This is a genomic window from Pseudomonas anguilliseptica (genome assembly GCF_021375795.1).
GTDB lineage: Bacteria > Pseudomonadota > Gammaproteobacteria > Pseudomonadales > Pseudomonadaceae > Aquipseudomonas > Aquipseudomonas anguilliseptica_A.
Map to the genome: position 1 here is coordinate 164,863 of NZ_JAEIOI010000006.1, position 18,006 is coordinate 182,868.

Annotated in this window: 20 protein-coding genes and 3 tRNA genes; 14 read left to right on the forward strand and 9 right to left on the reverse strand. The window is 59.8% G+C overall.

Annotation, left to right across the window (positions count from 1 at the left end):
• Window positions 1-9 precede the first annotated feature (9 nt).
• From IOD17_RS17925 to IOD17_RS17940, 4 genes are all read left to right on the forward strand, one after another.
• Window positions 10-810 carry a DUF1365 domain-containing protein gene (locus IOD17_RS17925; protein WP_233686409.1) on the forward strand — a complete coding sequence of 267 codons (801 nt, stop codon included), beginning with the start codon at window positions 10-12 and terminating at the stop codon, window positions 808-810.
• Window positions 797-2,071 (forward strand): SAM-dependent methyltransferase, encoded by a 1,275-nt coding sequence (locus tag IOD17_RS17930; protein WP_233686387.1) that lies wholly within the window; start codon window positions 797-799, stop codon window positions 2,069-2,071. The genes IOD17_RS17925 and IOD17_RS17930 overlap by 14 nt, the downstream gene beginning before the upstream one ends.
• A complete protein-coding gene (locus IOD17_RS17935) occupies window positions 2,064-2,591 on the forward strand; it encodes a DUF2878 domain-containing protein (protein WP_233686388.1) in 528 nt (175 codons plus the stop codon). The genes IOD17_RS17930 and IOD17_RS17935 overlap by 8 nt, the downstream gene beginning before the upstream one ends.
• 96 nt (window positions 2,592-2,687) lie before the next feature.
• Window positions 2,688-2,999, forward strand: coding sequence for a YkgJ family cysteine cluster protein (locus IOD17_RS17940; RefSeq protein WP_233686389.1), 312 nt, complete (start codon window positions 2,688-2,690; stop codon window positions 2,997-2,999).
• Window positions 3,000-3,092: 93 nt separating this feature from the next.
• Here IOD17_RS17940 and IOD17_RS17945 read toward each other — a convergent pair whose 3' ends face one another.
• The 6 genes from IOD17_RS17945 to hemA form a co-directional block, all read right to left on the reverse strand.
• Window positions 3,093-3,608, reverse strand: a complete 516-nt coding sequence (locus IOD17_RS17945) for an acyloxyacyl hydrolase (protein ID WP_233686390.1) — start codon at window positions 3,606-3,608, stop codon at window positions 3,093-3,095.
• A 99-nt stretch (window positions 3,609-3,707) separates the two neighbouring features.
• A complete protein-coding gene (murI, locus tag IOD17_RS17950) occupies window positions 3,708-4,496 on the reverse strand; it encodes a glutamate racemase (protein WP_233686391.1) in 789 nt (262 codons plus the stop codon).
• Window positions 4,489-5,244 carry a molybdopterin-synthase adenylyltransferase MoeB gene (locus IOD17_RS17955; RefSeq protein ID WP_233686410.1) on the reverse strand — a complete coding sequence of 252 codons (756 nt, stop codon included), beginning with the start codon at window positions 5,242-5,244 and terminating at the stop codon, window positions 4,489-4,491. The genes murI and IOD17_RS17955 overlap by 8 nt, the downstream gene beginning before the upstream one ends.
• A 19-nt stretch (window positions 5,245-5,263) precedes the next feature.
• The gene (gene prmC, locus IOD17_RS17960) at window positions 5,264-6,097 is read right to left on the reverse strand and encodes a peptide chain release factor N(5)-glutamine methyltransferase (protein ID WP_233686392.1); all 834 of its coding nucleotides are present in this window, start codon (window positions 6,095-6,097) and stop codon (window positions 5,264-5,266) included.
• 104 nt (window positions 6,098-6,201) lie between these two features.
• Complete coding sequence (gene prfA, locus IOD17_RS17965) at window positions 6,202-7,284, reverse strand: peptide chain release factor 1 (RefSeq protein WP_233686393.1); 1,083 nt, start codon at window positions 7,282-7,284, stop codon at window positions 6,202-6,204.
• 9 nt (window positions 7,285-7,293) lie between these two features.
• Complete coding sequence (gene hemA, locus IOD17_RS17970; protein WP_233686394.1) at window positions 7,294-8,589, reverse strand: glutamyl-tRNA reductase; 1,296 nt, start codon at window positions 8,587-8,589, stop codon at window positions 7,294-7,296.
• A gap of 185 nt (window positions 8,590-8,774) precedes the next feature.
• Between hemA and IOD17_RS17975 the strand changes: the two genes are divergently transcribed.
• From IOD17_RS17975 to IOD17_RS18020, 10 genes are all read left to right on the forward strand, one after another.
• The gene (locus IOD17_RS17975) at window positions 8,775-10,505 is read left to right on the forward strand and encodes a tetratricopeptide repeat protein (protein WP_233686395.1); all 1,731 of its coding nucleotides are present in this window, start codon (window positions 8,775-8,777) and stop codon (window positions 10,503-10,505) included.
• Window positions 10,502-11,122, forward strand: a complete 621-nt coding sequence (lolB, locus tag IOD17_RS17980; protein ID WP_233686396.1) for a lipoprotein insertase outer membrane protein LolB — start codon at window positions 10,502-10,504, stop codon at window positions 11,120-11,122. Before IOD17_RS17975 ends, lolB begins: the two co-directional genes overlap by 4 nt.
• On the forward strand, window positions 11,119-11,994 hold the full coding sequence (ispE, locus tag IOD17_RS17985; protein WP_233686397.1) for a 4-(cytidine 5'-diphospho)-2-C-methyl-D-erythritol kinase: 876 nt from the start codon (window positions 11,119-11,121) through the stop codon (window positions 11,992-11,994). Before lolB ends, ispE begins: the two co-directional genes overlap by 4 nt.
• A gap of 41 nt (window positions 11,995-12,035) precedes the next feature.
• A tRNA-Gln gene (locus tag IOD17_RS17990) sits at window positions 12,036-12,110 on the forward strand.
• Window positions 12,111-12,161: 51 nt separating this feature from the next.
• A tRNA-Gln gene (locus IOD17_RS17995) sits at window positions 12,162-12,236 on the forward strand.
• Between the two features lie 44 nt (window positions 12,237-12,280).
• A complete protein-coding gene (locus IOD17_RS18000; RefSeq protein ID WP_090251437.1) occupies window positions 12,281-13,222 on the forward strand; it encodes a ribose-phosphate pyrophosphokinase in 942 nt (313 codons plus the stop codon).
• 114 nt (window positions 13,223-13,336) lie between these two features.
• Window positions 13,337-13,942 carry a 50S ribosomal protein L25/general stress protein Ctc gene (locus IOD17_RS18005; RefSeq protein ID WP_233686398.1) on the forward strand — a complete coding sequence of 202 codons (606 nt, stop codon included), beginning with the start codon at window positions 13,337-13,339 and terminating at the stop codon, window positions 13,940-13,942.
• Window positions 13,943-14,011: 69 nt separating this feature from the next.
• Window positions 14,012-14,602 carry an aminoacyl-tRNA hydrolase gene (gene pth / locus IOD17_RS18010; protein ID WP_233686399.1) on the forward strand — a complete coding sequence of 197 codons (591 nt, stop codon included), beginning with the start codon at window positions 14,012-14,014 and terminating at the stop codon, window positions 14,600-14,602.
• 31 nt (window positions 14,603-14,633) lie between these two features.
• Window positions 14,634-15,734 (forward strand): redox-regulated ATPase YchF, encoded by a 1,101-nt coding sequence (gene ychF, locus IOD17_RS18015; RefSeq protein ID WP_233686400.1) that lies wholly within the window; start codon window positions 14,634-14,636, stop codon window positions 15,732-15,734.
• A gap of 139 nt (window positions 15,735-15,873) precedes the next feature.
• A tRNA-Met gene (locus IOD17_RS18020) sits at window positions 15,874-15,950 on the forward strand.
• A gap of 63 nt (window positions 15,951-16,013) precedes the next feature.
• On the opposite strand, the gene IOD17_RS18025 is transcribed toward IOD17_RS18020, so the two are convergent.
• From IOD17_RS18025 to IOD17_RS18035, 3 genes are all read right to left on the reverse strand, one after another.
• On the reverse strand, window positions 16,014-16,913 hold the full coding sequence (locus IOD17_RS18025; RefSeq protein ID WP_233686401.1) for a hypothetical protein: 900 nt from the start codon (window positions 16,911-16,913) through the stop codon (window positions 16,014-16,016).
• Between the two features lie 24 nt (window positions 16,914-16,937).
• Entirely contained in the window at window positions 16,938-17,906 is a 969-nt protein-coding gene (locus IOD17_RS18030; RefSeq protein WP_233686402.1) for a tyrosine-type recombinase/integrase, read from the reverse strand.
• Window positions 17,896-18,006 (reverse strand): IS3 family transposase (locus IOD17_RS18035; protein WP_233686017.1); only part of this gene is annotated, 111 nt, incomplete at its 5' end. The genes IOD17_RS18035 and IOD17_RS18030, both read right to left, overlap by 11 nt.

An 18,006-nucleotide genomic window follows, 5' to 3' on the forward strand; every position in this document is an offset into this window, starting at 1 on the left:
CCAACGGCATTGAACAGCGCCCTGTATAGCGGCTGGGTGCAGCACCGGCGCTTTGCCCCGCGGCTGCACAACTTCCGCTACCGCATGGGCCTGCTCTACCTCGACCTGAGCGAGCAGGACGCCGTGCTCGCACTGTCGCCCCTGGCCGGGCGGGGCCGCTTTGCACCTTTTGCCTTTCGTGAAACCGATTACCTGCCACAGTTCACCGGGGCCGGTACCCACTTGATCGATGCCGTACGCCAGCGCGTGACGGAAGCGCTGGGCCGCACGCCACTGGGCCGCATCTGCCTGCTGACCCAGCCGCGCAGCTGGGGGCTGAGCTTCAACCCGGCGAGCTTCTTTTACTGCCATGAGGCCGATGGCCGTCTGGCGGCGATTCTCTGCGAAGTGAGCAATACACCCTGGCGTGAACGCTATCACTACGTATTACCCGCCGAGGGCGAGGGACACCTGCACGTCGCAGTGGCCAAGGCCTTTCACGTCTCACCCTTTCTGCCGCGCGAGCTGGAATACCGCATGAGTTTCAGCCCAGCCGGCGAGCGCCTGGGTATTCACATGGCCGACTGGCAGGGCGAGGACAAACTCTTCGATGCCAGCCTCAGCCTGCAACGCACCGAGCTCAACCGCGCCAGCCTGCATCGCTATTTGCTGCAATTTCCCTGGATGACCGGCAAGACCGTGGCCGCCATTTACTGGCAAGCCCTGCGTCTGCTGCTCAAACGTATTCCCCTGTTCACCCATCGGGCCGCTGAAGGTGATTTCCGCGTCGCCCGCCCCGCATCAAAGGACGCCATCCATGAAAAGCTCTAGCCTGACCTCCGCCAAACATGTGGTGCGCGCCGGCAGCGGCATTGGTGCCAGCCTGCTGCGCCGTGCGGTACTGCGCCAGCTGAAACAGCTGCGCCACGGCCAACTGGTGATCATTGAAGGTGACGAGCGCATGGAGTTCGGCGATGTCCACTCCAGCCTGAGTGCCGAGATCCGGGTGCAGGATGGTGCCGTCTGGGGGCTGGTGGCCGGCAACGGCTCAATCGGCTCGGGCGAAGCCTATATCCACGGTTACTGGACCACCCCGGACCTGACGGCGGTGATTCGCGTCTTCGTCAGCAACCTCGACGTACTCGACGCCATGGAAAGCGGCCTGGCCCAGCTGGGCCGCCCACTGATCCAGGGCCTGCACTGGCTCAACCGCAACACCCGCAAAGGCTCGCGCAAGAACATCTCTGCCCACTATGACCTGGGCAACGAGCTGTTCGAGCAGTTCCTCGACCCGACCATGATGTACTCGGCGGCGATGTTCCGCAGTGCCGATGACAGCCTGGAACAGGCGCAGCTGAACAAGCTCGAACGTATCTGCCAGAAGCTTGCCCTCAAGCCCAGCGACCACCTGCTGGAGATCGGCACCGGCTGGGGCAGCATGGCGATTTACGCCGCCACCCACTACGGCTGCAAGGTGACCACCACCACCCTGTCGCGCGAGCAGTTCGCCTACACCGAACGACGCATTCAGGAGCAAGGCCTGCAAGGGCAAATCACCCTGCTGCTGGAGGACTACCGCGACCTGGCCGGCCAGTACGACAAGCTGGTGTCGATCGAGATGATCGAGGCAGTGGGTCATCGTTTCCTGCCCACCTACTTCCAGCAATGCGCCAACCTGCTCAAGCCCGACGGCCTGATGCTGCTGCAAGCCATTACCATCCGTGACCAGCGCTACGAGCAGGCGAAAAACGCCGTGGACTTTATCCAGCGCTACATTTTTCCCGGCGGCGCCCTGCCTTCGGTGAACAAGATGCTGGAAATCATCAGCGCCAAGACCGATATGAACCTGCACCATATGGAAGACTTCGGCCTGCACTACGCCCGCACCCTGCGCATCTGGCACGACAACCTGCGTCTGGCGCTGCACAAGCTGGAACAGCAAGGCTACGACGATTACTTCTTCCGCCTGTGGGAGTTCTACCTGTGCTATTGCGAGGGCGGCTTTATCGAGCGCACCATCGGCACCGCGCAATTGCTGCTGGCCAAACCGGCCGCCCGTCCGGCACCACTTCTAGGAAATTTCGATGGCTAAGCTGCTCGTCAACACCCTGCTATTTCAGCTCGGCTGGTTCGCCTGCGTCTTCGGTGGTGACAGCCTGTGGCTGCTGATTGTCGCAGCGGTGCTAGCGGTGCATCTGCTGTGGACCAGCAGTTGGGCGGAGGAAGGCAAACTGCTGATCAGCGTGTTTCTTGCCGGCAGTGCGCTGGACAGTTTTCTGCTCAACCTCGGCGTGTTCGACTTCGGCGAGCCACGCACGCTGATCCCGCTGTGGCTGGCCAGCCTGTGGCTGCTGATGGCCACCACACTCAACCACTGCCTGGCCTGGACCGCGCAACCCTGGTGGCGCGGCAGCCTGCTCGGCGCGATTGGCGCACCACTGTCCTATTACGGCGGCGCACAGATCGCCGGCGTCGGCCTGCCCTACGGCACCTGGCAAAGCCTGCTGCTGATCGGCGCTATCTGGGCGCTGGTAATGCCCGTTTTGCACGGCTTCGCCAAGCTCTATCGCAGCCAGTACGAACAGCGCCTGCGCGCACGCCAATCGGCTTAACCGGCAGGCTCAGCGCGGGGCCGGACGGATATAGCGCCCGCCACCCTGCGTCGGCCATCGCCTCCGGCCTAATGCCGATGGCGTACACTGCAGCGCATGAGCCAACGCATCCCCCACACCCAACTCGCCGACGAACCTGCCATCAGTTGCAGCAACTGCGCCGCCTGCTGCTGTCAGCTGGAAGTCATGCTGATCACCGACACCGGCGTGCCACCGCGCTATATCGACACCGATGACTGGGGCGGCGAAGTCATGCTGCGCCTGGACGACGGCTGGTGCGCCGCACTGGACCGCGACAGCATGCGCTGCACCATCTACGAAGTGCGCCCACTGATCTGCCGCGAATTCGAAACCGCCTCACCGGAATGCCTGGATGAGCGCAAAGGCATGAGCAGCATCTACCGCTGAGAGCGCGGGTTACTGCCGAACAATCTCTGACGTTGCCCAGCGATGACCATAAAAAAGCCGGATCGCAATCCGGCTTTTTTACCGCACAAACTGCTAGAAACTCAGGCGGTAATGCAGGCTATAGCTCTCAACACCATCGTTAGGTTGTTTAAGCCCGGCGTTGGAGTAATGCAGGGCGCGCACGCCGACTTCCTGGCCGGCGAAGCGCACACCAAAACCGAGGCGGTCTTCAAACTGAAAGGAAGAACCCAGGTCGTTATCTTCTATCTCGGTGCTGCTGAACGCGGCAATGCCGATACCGGCTTCGATGTAGGGTTTGAAGCGCTCACCGGCAAACTCGTAAACAAACACCGGGCTCAGGGACAGGCTGTGGTTGCTGGCGGTTTTGTCACCATCCCAGTAGGTGTAGGCAGCATCCCAGTAGCCGGTCAGGCGACCGACATCACTGGCAAACCAGCTCTGCTTGAAGTCGAACTGCGTACCCAGGCGATAGGTCATGGTCGAATCCCCGGTTTGCCCGATGGCAACACTCAGGTCCATCGCCTGCACGGCACTCACCTGCCCCCAAGCCAAGGCCGCCAGCGCAGCCAAGGTCACGACTTTTTTCATGGCAATTTCCTTGTTCAGCCAATACGGACGTGTATCTAGACGCCGTCTGAGAGTATAGAAATCTTTAGCCGTTGAGAAAGCCCATAGCGAACCGGCGCATCAGGGTAGGCGGCGTACCTGACTGACTTCATCCCAGAGCAGCGGCAGCACCCGTTGCATAGCCGCCGGTTCGGCACTGGACCAGAACGCCGTGGGCTGTGCCGGCCCCGCGGCCAGCAACTCACGCGCCGCCAGCAGGCGCTGGACTTGGCGCGCCACCGCCGCTCCAGTGTCGATCAGGCTGATCGAGTCCGGCACCAGGCTGCGCAGCAACGGTTTTATAAAGGGGTAATGAGTGCAACCTAGAATCAGCGTGTCGCAGCCCTCGGCCAATAGCGGCGCGACAAAGCCCTGCAGCAACTCACGGGTGGCGGGACTGTCCAGTTCGCCGGCTTCAATCCGCTCGACCAGCCCCGGACATGGCTGAGTAATCACCCGCACATCACTGGCAAAGCGATCGAGCAAGGCGGCGAACTTGGCGCTTTTCAGCGTGCCTGTGGTGGCCAGCACGCCCACCACGCCGGATTGCGTCGCGGCCGCCGCCGGCTTGACCGCTGGTTCCATACCCACCAAGGGCAGCTGTGGATACAACTCACGCAACTCGGCAACACCTGCCACCGTGGCGGTGTTGCAGGCCAGCACCAGCGCCTTGGCGCCCTGGGCCAGCAGAAACTCGGCCAGTACCCGGCAGCGTTCGCGGATAAATTCCGGGCTCTTTTCGCCGTAAGGCACATGGCCGCTGTCGGCGACATACAGCAGTGACTCATGGGGCAACAACGCGCGAATTTCGCGCAGCACCGACAACCCGCCGACGCCGGAATCGAACACACCAATCGGCGCGTTACTCACCCTGCGCACCGCACACACTGCAGCCCGGATCACGCTTGACCCGCAGTTCACGGAAACGGCTGCCAAGGGCATCGATCAGCAGCAAGCGGCCGACCAGTGGCTCACCGAACTGCGCCAGTATTTTCAGGGCTTCCAGCGCTTGCAGGCTGCCAACCAGACCGACCAACGGGCCGACCACACCGGCTTCGCTGCAGGTCAGCTCGGCCTCGCTGCCGTGACCGTAGATGCAGTGGTAGCAGGGGCTGTCATCGCGGCGCGGGTCGAATACCGACAGCTGGCCTTCCAGGCGGATCGCCGCACCACTGACCAGCGGCACCTTGGCCGCTACGCACGCGGCGTTGACCGCTTCGCGGGTGCTGAAGTTGTCCGAGCAATCCAGCACCAGATCCACCGCCGCCACCGCTGCGGCCAGGGAGTCGCTGTCCAGCCCCTGCCGGTGCGCTTGCAGACGCAGTTGCGGGTTGATCGCGAGCAGACGCTTGCTCGCCGAGTCGACCTTGCTCTGGCCGATGCTGGCGGTGTCGTGAGCGATCTGCCGCTGCAAGTTGGTCAGATCGACCGTATCGAAATCCGCCAGATGCAACTCACCAACCCCGGCTGCAGCCAGGTACAGCGCCACCGGCGAGCCCAAACCGCCAAGGCCGATAATCAGCGCACGGCTGTTTTTCAGACGCAGCTGGCCGGCGATATCGATCTGTTGCAAAAGGATCTGCCGGCTGTAGCGCAGCAGTTCTTCATCATTCAGCATGTCGTGCGGACTCATGGCGTCACTCATTATCGAAGCGTCCCAGACTGATGCGCTCATGGCCGCCGAGGTCACGCCGGCTTTCCACCGCGCTAAAGCCACGCGCGCTAAGCAGCTCGCGCACTGCTGCGGCCTGATCGAAACCATGTTCCAGCAGCAGCCAGCCGCCCGCTTCAAGATAGTCCGGCGCCTGGGCAATGATCAGACGAATATCGTCCAGCCCATCGGCACCGGCCACCAGAGCGCTGCTTGGCTCGAAGCGCACATCGCCTTCTGTCAGGTGCCGATCAGCGGCAGCGATATAGGGCGGATTGCTGACGATCAGCTGATAACGCTGACCGGCCAGGGCACTGAACCAGTGGCTTGCAACAAAGCTGGCATTGGCCAATTTGAGGCGCGCACCGTTGCGTGCAGCCAGGGCCACCGCCTCAGGCACACGATCCACACCGGTCAAACGCCAGGCCGGACGCTCGCTGGCCAAGGCTAGGGCAATCGCACCGGTGCCGGTGCCCAGATCAAGCAGCGCAGCGGGCGTGGCCGGCAGCAGCGCGAGAACAGTCTCCACCAGCAGCTCGGTATCCGGCCGGGGAATCAGGGTGTGCGAGGCGACCTCCAGTTCCAGGCTCCAGAAGCCCTGCTGACCGAGAATATAGGCCACCGGCTCGCCAGCCTGACGCCGCACCAGCATCGCCTGATAACGCTCAAGCAGTTCGGCCTCAAGCTCACGCTCCGGCCAGGTATGCAGGTAACTGCGCGACTTGCCCAGAACATGGGCGAGCAAAAGCTCTGCGTCCAGCCGTGGAGTAGGCGAATCAGGCAGTTCGGCGTTTTGCAGCAACGATTCGATAGTGGCCATAGGGCAGCGCTTTTGTAGGAGCCAGCTTGCTGGCGATCAACGAACGAAAAGCATCGCGAGCAAGCTCGCGCCTACAGGGGCATCCCCCGCAGGTAGAGCGCGCATCAATCGCCCAGCGCAGCCAGCTGATCGGCCTGATATTCCACCAGCAGCGGCTCGATAATCGCTTCAACACCGCCGGCAATCACTTCGTTCAGCGAATACAGGGTCAGGTTGATACGGTGATCGGTGACTCGGCCTTGCGGGAAGTTGTAGGTGCGGATGCGCTCGGAGCGGTCACCGGAGCCCACCAGCAGTTTGCGCGAGTCGGAAATTTCCTTGTGCGCAGCGGCTTCCTGCTGATCCTTCAACTTGGCCGCGAGCCAGGCCATGGCCTTGGCGCGGTTCTTGTGTTGCGAGCGTTCTTCCTGACATTCCACCACGGTGCCGGTGGGGATGTGGGTGATGCGGATCGCCGAGTCGGTGGTGTTGACGTGCTGACCACCGGCGCCGGAGCTGCGGTAGGTGTCCACGCGCAGATCGGCCGGGTTGATGTCGATGGCCATCTGCTCGTCCGGCTCGGGCAACACCGCAACCGTACAGGCCGAGGTGTGGATACGGCCCTGGGATTCGGTTTCCGGCACGCGCTGCACGCGGTGTGCACCCGACTCGAACTTGAGCTTGCCGTAGACGTTGTCGCCCTCGACCCGGGCAATGACCTCTTTATAGCCGCCATGTTCGCCTTCGCTGGCCGACAGCACTTCCACGCGCCAGCCCTGCTTCTCGGCATAACGCGAGTACATGCGGAACAGGTCACCGGAGAAGATCGCCGCTTCGTCACCACCGGTGCCGGCGCGCACTTCAAGGAACACGTTACGACCGTCGTTGGGGTCTTTCGGCAGCAGCATGCGCTGCAGCGTGGCTTCCAGTTCGATCAATTGCGCCTTGGCTTCGGCGACTTCTTCCTCGGCCATTTCGCGCATGTCCGGGTCGCTGTCCTTGAGCAGCGCCTGCGCACCTTCCAGATCGCTCTGCACCTTACGGAAGCTGCTGAACGCCTGGTACACCGGTTCAAGCTCGGCGTATTCCTTGGAATAGGCACGAAACTGCGTCTGGTTGCTGATCACTTCAGCATCCCCGAGCAGCGCGGTCAGCTCTTCGAAACGATCCTGCAACAGGTCGAGTTTATTGATCAGTGACGCTTTCATTGCAGACCTTTATTGATTGGCCGAACCGCTATGAGTCGAAACAGACGGCGCGCCCTCGTCGAGGGCAAACAGTTCCTGCGCCACGCCCAGCGCGTCGACGCGGCCATCGGCAGAGAATTTTTTCAGCTGCACGCTGGGCGCATGCAGCAACTTGTTGGTCAGGCCACGGGCCAGTTGCGCCAGCACATCTTCGGCGGAGCTGCCGTTGCTCAGCAGGCGCAGGGCCTTGCTCAGTTCCTCGTCACGCAGGCGCTCAGCCTGCTGACGATAGGCCTTGAGCACATCCACGGCTGCCAGCTCGCGCAGGCGCTGCATAAAGTCCTGAGCGCCGACACTGACCAGCTCTTCAGCGGCCTGAGCCGCGCCCTGACGGCTCTTGAGATTTTCCGCGATGACTTCGTGCAGGTCATCGACGGTATAGAGGTAGACATCATCCAGCTCGCCAACTTCCGGCTCGATATCACGCGGCACGGCAATGTCGACCATAAAGATCGGCTTGTGCTTGCGCTGTTTCAGCGCCCGCTCCACCGCGCCCTTGCCGAGAATCGGCAGCTGGCTGGCGGTGGAGCTGATGACGATATCGCTGTTGACCAGCTCATCGGGGATTTCCGAGAGCAGCACGGCGTGCGCACCGAACTGTTCGGCCAGGCTGCTGGCGCGCTCCAATGTACGGTTGGCTACCACGATGCGTTTGATGCCCTGATCATGCAGGTGACGTGCGACCAGGCTGATGGTCTCGCCGGCACCGATCAGCAGCGCCTGGCTGCGGTGCAGGTCAGCGAAAATCTGCTTGGCCAGGCTGACGGCGGCAAAGGCCACCGATACCGGGTTTTCACCAATTGCGGTATCGGTGCGCACGGTCTTGGCGGTGCTGAAGGTGGCCTGAAACAGCCGCCCGAGCAGCGGGCCAAGGGTGCCAGCTTCACGGGCCACAGCAAACGCCGATTTCATCTGACCGAGAATCTGCGGCTCGCCCAGCACCATGGAATCCAGCCCCGAGGCGACACGCATCATATGTCGCACGGCCTGGTCATCGGCATGGATATAGGCGCAGGCACGCAACTCGTCGAGGCTCAGCTGGTGGTAATTAGCCAGCCAGGCCAGCACCTCATCGGCACTCAGGTCATCCTGTTCGAGGTACAACTCACTGCGATTGCAGGTCGACAGAATCGCCGCTTCACGGCTGCTGGTGCGCTGACACAACTGCTGCAATGCCTCAACCAACTGCTCGGGAGTGAACGCCACGCGTTCGCGGACATCCACCGAGGCGGTCTTGTGGTTGATACCGAGGGCAATAAAGGCCATGCACGATCGCTGACAGGGAGTGGAAGCCGGCAATTGTCCTACTTCGGCAATGCGAGAACAACCACTGCGGTTTATTGTCCCTATAGGCAGCTTTATCTCTCTCACCGCGATCATGGCAGCCCATGGGCTTGCCCCAGCGCTTGTGTCATGATGCCCAGACCGCAGGTTGGCCACATACTCTTCTTATGAATAGATCCTTTGCCTTGCTGACTGCCGCTGCCTTGTTAAGTGGCTGCCAGACCTTTGCCCCCTCTTCCCCGGATGGCACACCACCCGTGGAAGACCCGGCCGCCGTTGCCACGCCCGCACAGCCGCAGGTGTATCGCGCGTTCAGCCAGGAAACCCTGCTGGCGCTGCTGACCGCAGAACTGGCCGGCCAGCGCAACCGTTTTGATATCGCCCTGGAAAACTACGTCCAGCAGGCCAAGGCCACTCAGGATGCAGGCGTCGCCGAACGCGGCTTTCGTATTGCCGAATACCTTGGCGCCGAACAGCCCGCCCTGGAAACCAGCCTGCTGTGGGCCAAGACCGCACCCGAGAACATCGACGCCCAACGTGCTGCCGCCGTGCAACTGGCCCGCGCCGGCCGCTATGACGAATCCATGACATTTATGGAGCAGGTACTGCAACGTCAGGGCGATACGCATTTCGACTTCCTCGCCCTGTCCGCCGCAGAAACCGACCCGGACACCCGCGCCGGCCTGCTGCAGAGTTTCGATCGCCTGCAAGCGAAATACCCGGACAACAGCCAGCTGCAGTTCGGCAAAGCACTGTTGTTGCAACAGGATGGTCGCCCGCAGGAAGCCCTGGAACTGCTCGAAGAGCAACCCAGCAAAAACCGCCCGATTGCCTCGATCCTCCTGCATGCACGCCTGCTGCAAAGCCTGGAGCGTAATGACGACGCCCTGCCGCTGCTGGAAAAGGGCATTGCGCAGTACCCGAACGACAAACGCCTGCGCCTGACCTACGCGCGCCTGCTGGTTGCGGAAAATCGTCTGGACGACGCCAAGGGCGAATTCGCCTCACTACTGCAGCAATACCCCAACGACGATGACCTACGCTTCTCCCTGGCTCTTGTCTGCCTGGAAGCCAAAGCCTGGAAAGAAGCCATCGTCTACCTACAAGAACTGATCGAGCGCGGCAGCCACAGCGATGCTGCGCATTACAACCTAGCCCGCGCCTACGAAGAATTGGACGACATCCCCAGCGCCCTGATCGAGTACGCCCTGGTTGGCCCGGGCAACGACTACCTGCCAGCCCAGGCCCGACAGAGCGAACTGCTGTTCAAACAGCAACGTGGCGAGGAAGCCGCGGAGCGTCTTAATCGCGCCCGTGAAAGCCAGCCTGACTACGCCATTCAGCTGTACCTGCTCGAAGCTGAAGCCTGGTCCAAACAACGCAACAGCGAGCGTGCCTGGCAAGTCATTGAGCAAGCCCTGGAACAGTTCCCGGAAGACCTCAACCTGCTCTACACCCGCGCCATGCTGGCGGAAAAACGCGGCGACCTGGCACTGCTGGAAGAGGATCTGCGCTTTATTCTGGAGCGCGAACCCGACAACGCCATGGCCCTCAACGCCCTGGGTTACACACTGGCCGATCGCACCACCCGCTACGCCGAAGCTAAACAACTGATCGAACAGGCCTACCAGCTCAACCCCGGTGATCCGGCCATTCTCGACAGCCTTGGCTGGGTTAATTACCGCCTGGGTAATCTGGATGAAGCCGAGCGCCTGCTGCGCAAGGCTATGCAGGAGTTTCCCGACCACGAAGTTGCCGCCCATCTGGGCGAGGTACTGTGGTTCCAGGGCAAACAGAAAGAAGCGCGCACACTCTGGCGCGAAGCCCTGAAGCAACAACCCGACAGCGACATTCTGCGCAGTACCTTACTGCGCCTGACCGGAGCCGAAACGCTGTGAAGCTTGCCCACCACCTGCTGGTTTTCAGCCTGATCGCCTTACTGACAGGCTGCGCCGGCCTGACCTCGAAAGAAGCCCTGGAAGGCCAGGGCGACGCACAGAGCTGGCAAGCCCACAAACAGCGCATCAGTAGCCTGGATGCCTGGCAAATCAATGGCAAGGTTGGCATCCGCGCACCGAAAGACTCGGGCAGCGGCACCCTGTTCTGGTTGCAACGACAGGACTACTACGACATTCGCCTCTCCGGCCCACTCGGTCGCGGCGCCGCACGCCTCACTGGCCGGCCGGGCGAAATTCTCCTGGAAGTGGCGAATCAAGGTCGCTATCAGGCGGCCTCGCCGGAGCAGCTGCTGCAAGACCAGCTCGGCCTCAATCTGCCGGTCTCCCATCTGCTCTGGTGGATTCGTGGCCTGCCCTCACCGGACAGTCAGAGCCGCCTGAACCTCGACGGCCAGAGCCACCTGGCACAGCTGAGTCAGGATGGCTGGTACGTCGAATACCTGAGTTACGCTGAGCAGAATGGTTTCTGGCTGCCGGAACGCATCAAACTGAGCGGCTTCGATCTGCAGGTCACACTGGTGATCAAGGACTGGCAACCGCGCCAGCTCGGCCAATGAGCGCCCCGGCAATACCCGCCGCTGCCGAATTGATTCTGCCGGCACCGGCCAAGCTCAACCTGATGCTGCACATCCTCGGCCGCCGCCCCGACGGTTACCACGAGCTGCAAACGCTGTTTCAGTTTCTCGACTTCGGCGACGAGCTGGGGTTTGCCCTGCGCAGCGACAGCGAGATCCGCCTGCACACCCCCGTCGTCGACGTACCCCATGACAGCAACCTGATCGTCCGCGCCGCCCGCATGCTCCAGCAGCACACCGGCTGCACCCAGGGCGCAGACATCTGGCTCGATAAACGCCTGCCCATGGGCGGCGGCATTGGTGGCGGCAGTTCGGATGCTGCAACCACCCTGCTCGGCCTCAATCACTTGTGGCAGCTGCATTGCTCCGAGGATCAGCTGGCCGCGCTAGGGCTCAGTCTGGGCGCCGATGTGCCAGTGTTCGTACGCGGCCACGCGGCCTTCGCCGAGGGGGTTGGGGAAAAGCTGCAACCAGTAACCCTGAGCGAACCCTGGTTTCTCGTGGCGATTCCGCAAGTGCTTGTCAGCACAGCGGAAATTTTCTCCGACCCTGAGTTGACACGGGATACGCCGCCCATTAAAGTTCGCAGCCTTCTTGAGGGGGGTGGTCGTAATGACTGCCAGCCGGTGGTCCAGAAGCGTTATCCAGAAGTTCATAACGCTTTGATCCTGTTGAACAAATTTGTTCCAACTCGATTAACCGGCACTGGAGCTTGTGTGTTTGGGAGCTTCCCAAACCAGGACGATGCTGATAAAGTCGCCCGCCAACTTCCAGTCACTTTGCCAAGTTTTATCGCCCAAGGTCGCAATGTTTCGATGTTGCACCGCAAGCTGGAAACACTGGCCAGGAAGTGAATGCATGCTCTGCAGTTAATAGAGCAACGGGTTGTATAAATAGGGGCGTCGCCAAGCGGTAAGGCAGCAGGTTTTGATCCTGCCATGCGTTGGTTCGAATCCAGCCGCCCCTGCCATTCCGCCCTGGAGCGGATACACAACCCAGAGCATTTGGTTACACAGGATACAGGGGCGTCGCCAAGCGGTAAGGCAGCAGGTTTTGATCCTGCCATGCGTTGGTTCGAATCCAGCCGCCCCTGCCATTTTCTGTACTCACCCAGATACACTCAGCCGGCAGGTACTGCGCGTGTCCAAGATGATGGTCTTTACGGGGAACGCTAACCCCGATCTGGCGCGACGTATCGTACGTCAGCTGCACATTCCCCTCGGTGATGCTTCTGTCGGTAAATTCTCCGACGGCGAGATCATGATTGAAATCAACGAAAACGTCCGCGGTAAAGACGTCTTCCTGATTCAACCGACATGCGCGCCAACCAACGATAACCTGATGGAACTGGTAGTGATGGCTGACGCCTTCCGCCGCTCCTCAGCGACCCGAATTACTGCAGTTATCCCCTACTTCGGCTATGCCCGCCAGGATCGCCGCCCGCGCTCCGCTCGCGTGGCCATCAGCGCCAAAGTCGTGGCTGACATGCTCACCGTCGTCGGCATCGACCGTGTACTCACCGTCGACCTGCATGCCGATCAGATCCAGGGCTTCTTCGATATCCCGGTAGACAACATCTACGGCTCCCCAGTACTGGTGGATGACATCGAAGACCAGCGTTTTGAAAACCTGATGATTGTTTCCCCGGATATCGGCGGCGTGGTGCGTGCTCGCGCCGTGGCCAAATCCCTGGGTGTTGACCTGGCGATCATCGACAAGCGCCGCGAAAAAGCCAACCACTCCGAGGTGATGCACATCATCGGCGATGTCGAAGGCCGTACCTGCATCCTGGTTGACGACATGGTCGATACCGCTGGCACCCTGTGCCACGCGGCCAAAGCCCTGAAAGAACACGGCGCCTCGAAAGTCTTCGCCTATGCCACGCACGCCGTACTGTCTGGCCGCGCAATCGAGAACATCGAGAAATCCGTACTTGACGAGCTAGTGGTGACCAACACCATTCCGCTGTCTGCTGCCGCCCAATCCTGCTCGCGCATTCGTCAGCTGGATATCGCCCCGGTAGTCGCTGAAGCGGTACGCCGCATCAGCAATGAAGAATCGATCAGCGCGATGTTCCGTTAATCCGGAACACGCCCTGAGCGCAAACGCCCTGCCCTGATGGCAAGGCCTTTCAACCAACCGTCCCGTCGCTGGTCGCAAGCGTAACGGACGGTTTGGTTATTTTGGAGAAGTGAAATGACTGTTGAATTTAGCCTGAATGCCGAAGTGCGTTCCGACCTGGGGAAAGGTGCGAGCCGCCGCCTGCGTCGTAACGTTGCCATGGTTCCTGCCGTAATCTACGGCGGTGAGAAAGCCCCGCAATCGATCAGCCTGCTGGCCAAAGAACTGGCCAAGCTGCTGGAAAACGAAGCCGCATTCAGCCACGTGCTGAGCCTGAACGTTGCCGGCAGCACCGAAAGCGTTCTGATCAAAGCACTGCAGCGTCATCCAGCCAAAGGCTACGTACTGCACGCTGACTTCGTTCGCGTAATCGCTGGCCAGAAACTGACCGCTCACATTCCACTGCACTTCATCAACCAGGAAACTTCGGTTGGCGTGAAGCAGCAAGGCGGCGAAGTTTCCCACGTCCTGGCTGAAGTAGAAGTGTCCTGCCTGCCGAAAGACCTGCCGGAATTCATCGAAGTCGACATGGCTAAAGTTGAAGTAGGTCAGATCGTTCACCTGGCTGACCTGAAACTGCCGAAAGGCGTTGAGCTGGTCGCACTGGCTCACGGTAACGATCTGGCAGTGGCCAACATCCACGCCTCCCGCGTTGCTAAAGACGAAGGCGCTGCCGAGTAATCCTCGCAGCGTCGGAAACCAGCTCGGCATGCGATTCTGCCGAGCGATTTCCACACAAGGGCTCCTGACATGACTGCCGTACAACTGATCGTTGGCCTGGGTAACCCCGGCCCCGAATACGACCAGACCCGGCATAATGCAGGGGCCCTTTTTGTTGAGCGCCTGGCTGACAGTCAACGGACTAGCCTGAGTCTCGACAAAAAGTATTTTGGTCTGGTGGGCAAATTCACCCACCAAGGCCGTGACGTTCGTCTGTTGATCCCCACCACCTACATGAACCGCAGCGGCCAGGCTGTCGCGGCATTGGCGAATTTCTTCCGCATTGCGCCGGAAGCCATTCTGGTGGCCCACGACGAACTCGACATGCCTCCTGGCGTCGCCAAACTCAAACAGGGTGGCGGGCATGGCGGGCATAACGGGTTGCGCGACATCATCGCCCAGCTTGGCAATCAGAATAATTTCCACCGTCTGCGGCTTGGCATCGGCCACCCCGGGCACAGCAGCATGGTTTCCAACTTCGTCCTCGGCCGCGCACCGCGCAGCGAGCAGGAACTGCTGGATACCAGCATCGACTTTGCCCTGGGCGTCCTGCCGGAAATCCTCGCCGGCGACTGGACCGTAGCCATGCGCAAACTGCACAGCCAGAAAGCCACCTCTTAACCTTTTATCGCCAGCGCGCGAGGGAACCATCATGGGATTCAACTGCGGCATCGTCGGCCTGCCAAACGTCGGCAAGTCCACCCTGTTCAACGCCCTCACCAAATCCGGGATCGCTGCAGAAAACTTCCCGTTCTGCACCATTGAACCCAATAGCGGCATCGTCCCCATGCCCGACCCGCGCCTCGATGCCCTGGCTGAAATCGTCAAACCCGAGCGCGTAATTCCCACCACCATGGAATTCGTCGACATCGCCGGCCTGGTAGAAGGCGCCTCCAAAGGCGAAGGCCTGGGTAACAAGTTCCTCGCCAACATCCGCGAGACCGACGCCATCGCCCACGTGGTGCGCTGCTTCCAGGACGACAACGTGATTCACGTCGCCAACAGCGTCGACCCCAAGCGCGACATCGAGATCATCGACCTCGAACTGATCTTCGCCGACCTCGACAGCTGCGAAAAGCAACTGCAGAAAGTCACCCGCAACGCCAAAGGCGGTGACAAGGAAGCCGTAGCCCAGAAAACCCTGCTGGAAAAACTCATCCCTCACTTCACCGAGGGCAAGCCGGCGCGCACCCTGATGAAGACCTTGGGCGACGACGAAAAAGCCCTGGTGCGTGGCTTTCACCTGCTCACCAGCAAGCCGGTGATGTATATCGCCAACGTCGCCGAAGACGGCTTCGAGAACAACCCGCTGCTCGACGTGGTACAAGCAATTGCCGACGCCGAAGGCGCTCCGGTGGTTCCGGTGTGCAACAAGATCGAAGCCGAAATTGCCGAACTGGATGACGGCGAAGAAAAAGACATGTTCCTCGAAGCCCTAGGCCTGGAAGAACCCGGCCTCAACCGCGTAATCCGCGCCGGCTACGAGCTGCTCAACCTGCAGACTTACTTCACCGCAGGCGTGAAGGAAGTACGTGCCTGGACCGTCAAGGTAGGCGCAACCGCCCCACAAGCCGCCGCCGTGATCCATACCGATTTCGAGAAAGGCTTTATCCGCGCAGAAGTCATCGCCTACAACGACTTCATTCAGTACAAAGGCGAAGCCGGCACCAAAGAAGCCGGTAAATGGCGCCTCGAAGGCAAGGAGTACATCGTCAAGGATGGCGATGTCATGCATTTCCGCTTCAACGTTTAACAACAAACCCCGCCTCGGCGGGGTTTTGCTTATCCGTACACCCAAAGCGCGCAGCAACCTAAGCAGTTGATAGAAATAAAAAATATCTTCACCTCAGGGTTGACAGCAACCTCAGAGATGCGGAAAATGCGCGCCACTCGGCTACGTAGCTCAGCTGGTTAGAGCATAGCATTCATAATGCTGGGGTCCGGGGTTCAAGTCCCTGCGTAGCCACCAAACAAAACAAGGGTTTAGCGAAAGCTAAGCCCTTTTTTGTTTTCCGGGCAGACTACAAACAGACTACATCCCGACTACAGGCTGTTTTCCGGCGAAGCGATCTCTATCAGCCTGAAGCCTTTGAACAAGCTCTGACATGCCGTTACGGATTAAGTCCGCTTCAAGCTCTTTGCGAGCCGCAGCATTCCAAACCTGATCACCGGTGCACCTCTCCCACAAGGGGTCCTCGGGATACCAGCTCTTCACAAGAATTTCTCTCCAAAGCAACGGAATAAAACCTCTCCCCTCATCCAAGGCATGGAGATGAGCAGGTTTCATGACGCGCCCCCAAGAGTGGATACCGTAGTGAAAAGCTAGAGCCATTATCTGAAGAAGATTGAGTAGCGCATGCGGATTGTCAAAATCATGCCCGTGGCTCAGATAGAAAAAGCGCGAAAAATACTGATCGTCCAGCTCAGCAAAATGCTCTTCAAGAACAACAACAAAACGACCCTGGCTTTTATCCATAGGGGCGTCATCAGCCTTAAAAACATGGAGAACAAATCTATCCATGTTTGGATCTTCAATCTGCTTGGCCTCAAAAAAGTCCTTCAGCTCAGCAAAATGCTTGTAAGAGCTGACTCGCTTATGTGGGAAGTCGGAACGGCCTTTAATCCAGTGAGGATCGAGCTGGAGAGTTGAAGCAACCCAAGGGGAAACATGCTTTAGGTTTTTCTTCAGTGTGGTTGCGCGCTCGAGCACTGAAGGATCGTCACCAAGCATACCGTCAGGTAGCAAACGCATAACCTCATTGGGCGGCAGGTTATGAGCCTTGAACGCGTCTATGATGCGCTGGGCTTCGCGGCGAAAGGAGTCCTTGTAGTCCGTCGACAGGGAAAAAATTTCGCGCACAGCATTTATGACAGAGATGACGTAGGCAAACGGATTGAACACAGGGAGTCCCTTCCAGTGGTAGTTCTCCATGATCTTAATGCATTGAAATGCCCATTACCCACTGAAGACAGAATGTCCACTTTGATGCAGAGGCGAAAGGCGTAAAGCTGATTCCAAATGATCCGGTGACAGATGTGCATAGCGCATGGTCATGGTGATGGAGGAATGCCCGAGGATTCGCTGCAGGCTGAGGATGTCACCACCGGCCATCATGTAATGACTGGCGAAGGTGTGCCGCAGAATGTGGGTTAACTGCCCCGGCGTGTCGAAGCCGCAGCGCTCATAAGCACCACGAAAAGCAGCCCTGCAGGAGACAAACAGCCGGCCAGTTCCAGGCATGGCTACCTTGAGTGCGGCCTCTTCCACTTCTTTGGGTATCGGCACCGAACGAGACTGGCGGTTCTTCGTGCGGTGAAAATGCGCCTTACCACCGAAGATGGCAGCTCGGCCTAGGCTTTCGGCTTCATCCCACCGCGCACCTGTGGCCAGACAGATCAGAGCAACCGGGTATGTGTGGTTGTTACTGGATCTGCGGCACTCTTCCAGCAACTGGTTGATCTGCTCCAGGGTGAGAAAAGACAGCTCGGTTTGGTCAGTCTTGATCTGACGAATATTGGCGAGCGGGTTCTTGCCAGACCATGCGCCAAGGCGGATCAGCTCAGAGAACACAGCCGACAGATAGCGCTGTTCATGGTTGACCGTATGCGGTGACGCCTCTTTCAAACGCGCTTGGCGATAGCGCGCCCATGCGAGTGAATCAAACTCAGAAGCCTGCGGATTACCAAGGCGTTCAACGATAGCTTTCGTTCTAGAAAGCCGGGCTTTCTCATCCTTGAGTGAGCAGCCGTGCAGCTCATACCAAACATTCACTAGATCAGATAGACGATCATCCAGCGGCCGGCCGGTCTGGTTGAAGGTGGCGAAGTAGTCCAGCTCATAGCGCTGGGCGGCAGACTTGGTGAGAAATCCGTACTTTCTGATGCGCCGTCCAGAGTGAATAGGCCCCGGTTTTCTAGAGACCATCCTGCCTCAGAAAATAACGACGTTCGAACTCTATCGGTGACAGCTTCTCAGCGAAACCATGTCGTCGCTTGGGGTTGTAAAACATCTCGATGTAATCGAA

What these genes read in the sequence shown, in the direction of transcription:
- IOD17_RS17930 (WP_233686387.1), top strand. Translation starts at nt 797, where the DNA reads ATGAAAAGCTCTAGCCTGACCTCCGCCAAACATGTGGTGCGCGCCGGC.
- IOD17_RS17945 (WP_233686390.1), bottom strand. Translation starts at nt 3,608, where the DNA reads ATGAAAAAAGTCGTGACCTTGGCTGCGCTGGCGGCCTTGGCTTGGGGG.
- pth (WP_233686399.1), top strand. Translation starts at nt 14,012, where the DNA reads ATGACTGCCGTACAACTGATCGTTGGCCTGGGTAACCCCGGCCCCGAA.
- IOD17_RS18005 (WP_233686398.1), top strand. Translation starts at nt 13,337, where the DNA reads ATGACTGTTGAATTTAGCCTGAATGCCGAAGTGCGTTCCGACCTGGGG.
- IOD17_RS18025 (WP_233686401.1), bottom strand. Translation starts at nt 16,913, where the DNA reads ATGGAGAACTACCACTGGAAGGGACTCCCTGTGTTCAATCCGTTTGCC.
- IOD17_RS17935 (WP_233686388.1), top strand. Translation starts at nt 2,064, where the DNA reads ATGGCTAAGCTGCTCGTCAACACCCTGCTATTTCAGCTCGGCTGGTTC.
- ychF (WP_233686400.1), top strand. Translation starts at nt 14,634, where the DNA reads ATGGGATTCAACTGCGGCATCGTCGGCCTGCCAAACGTCGGCAAGTCC.
- IOD17_RS18030 (WP_233686402.1), bottom strand. Translation starts at nt 17,906, where the DNA reads ATGGTCTCTAGAAAACCGGGGCCTATTCACTCTGGACGGCGCATCAGA.
- prfA (WP_233686393.1), bottom strand. Translation starts at nt 7,284, where the DNA reads ATGAAAGCGTCACTGATCAATAAACTCGACCTGTTGCAGGATCGTTTC.
- IOD17_RS17975 (WP_233686395.1), top strand. Translation starts at nt 8,775, where the DNA reads ATGAATAGATCCTTTGCCTTGCTGACTGCCGCTGCCTTGTTAAGTGGC.
- IOD17_RS17940 (WP_233686389.1), top strand. Translation starts at nt 2,688, where the DNA reads ATGAGCCAACGCATCCCCCACACCCAACTCGCCGACGAACCTGCCATC.
- ispE (WP_233686397.1), top strand. Translation starts at nt 11,119, where the DNA reads ATGAGCGCCCCGGCAATACCCGCCGCTGCCGAATTGATTCTGCCGGCA.
- IOD17_RS17955 (WP_233686410.1), bottom strand. Translation starts at nt 5,244, where the DNA reads ATGCTGAATGATGAAGAACTGCTGCGCTACAGCCGGCAGATCCTTTTG.
- hemA (WP_233686394.1), bottom strand. Translation starts at nt 8,589, where the DNA reads ATGGCCTTTATTGCCCTCGGTATCAACCACAAGACCGCCTCGGTGGAT.
- prmC (WP_233686392.1), bottom strand. Translation starts at nt 6,097, where the DNA reads ATGGCCACTATCGAATCGTTGCTGCAAAACGCCGAACTGCCTGATTCG.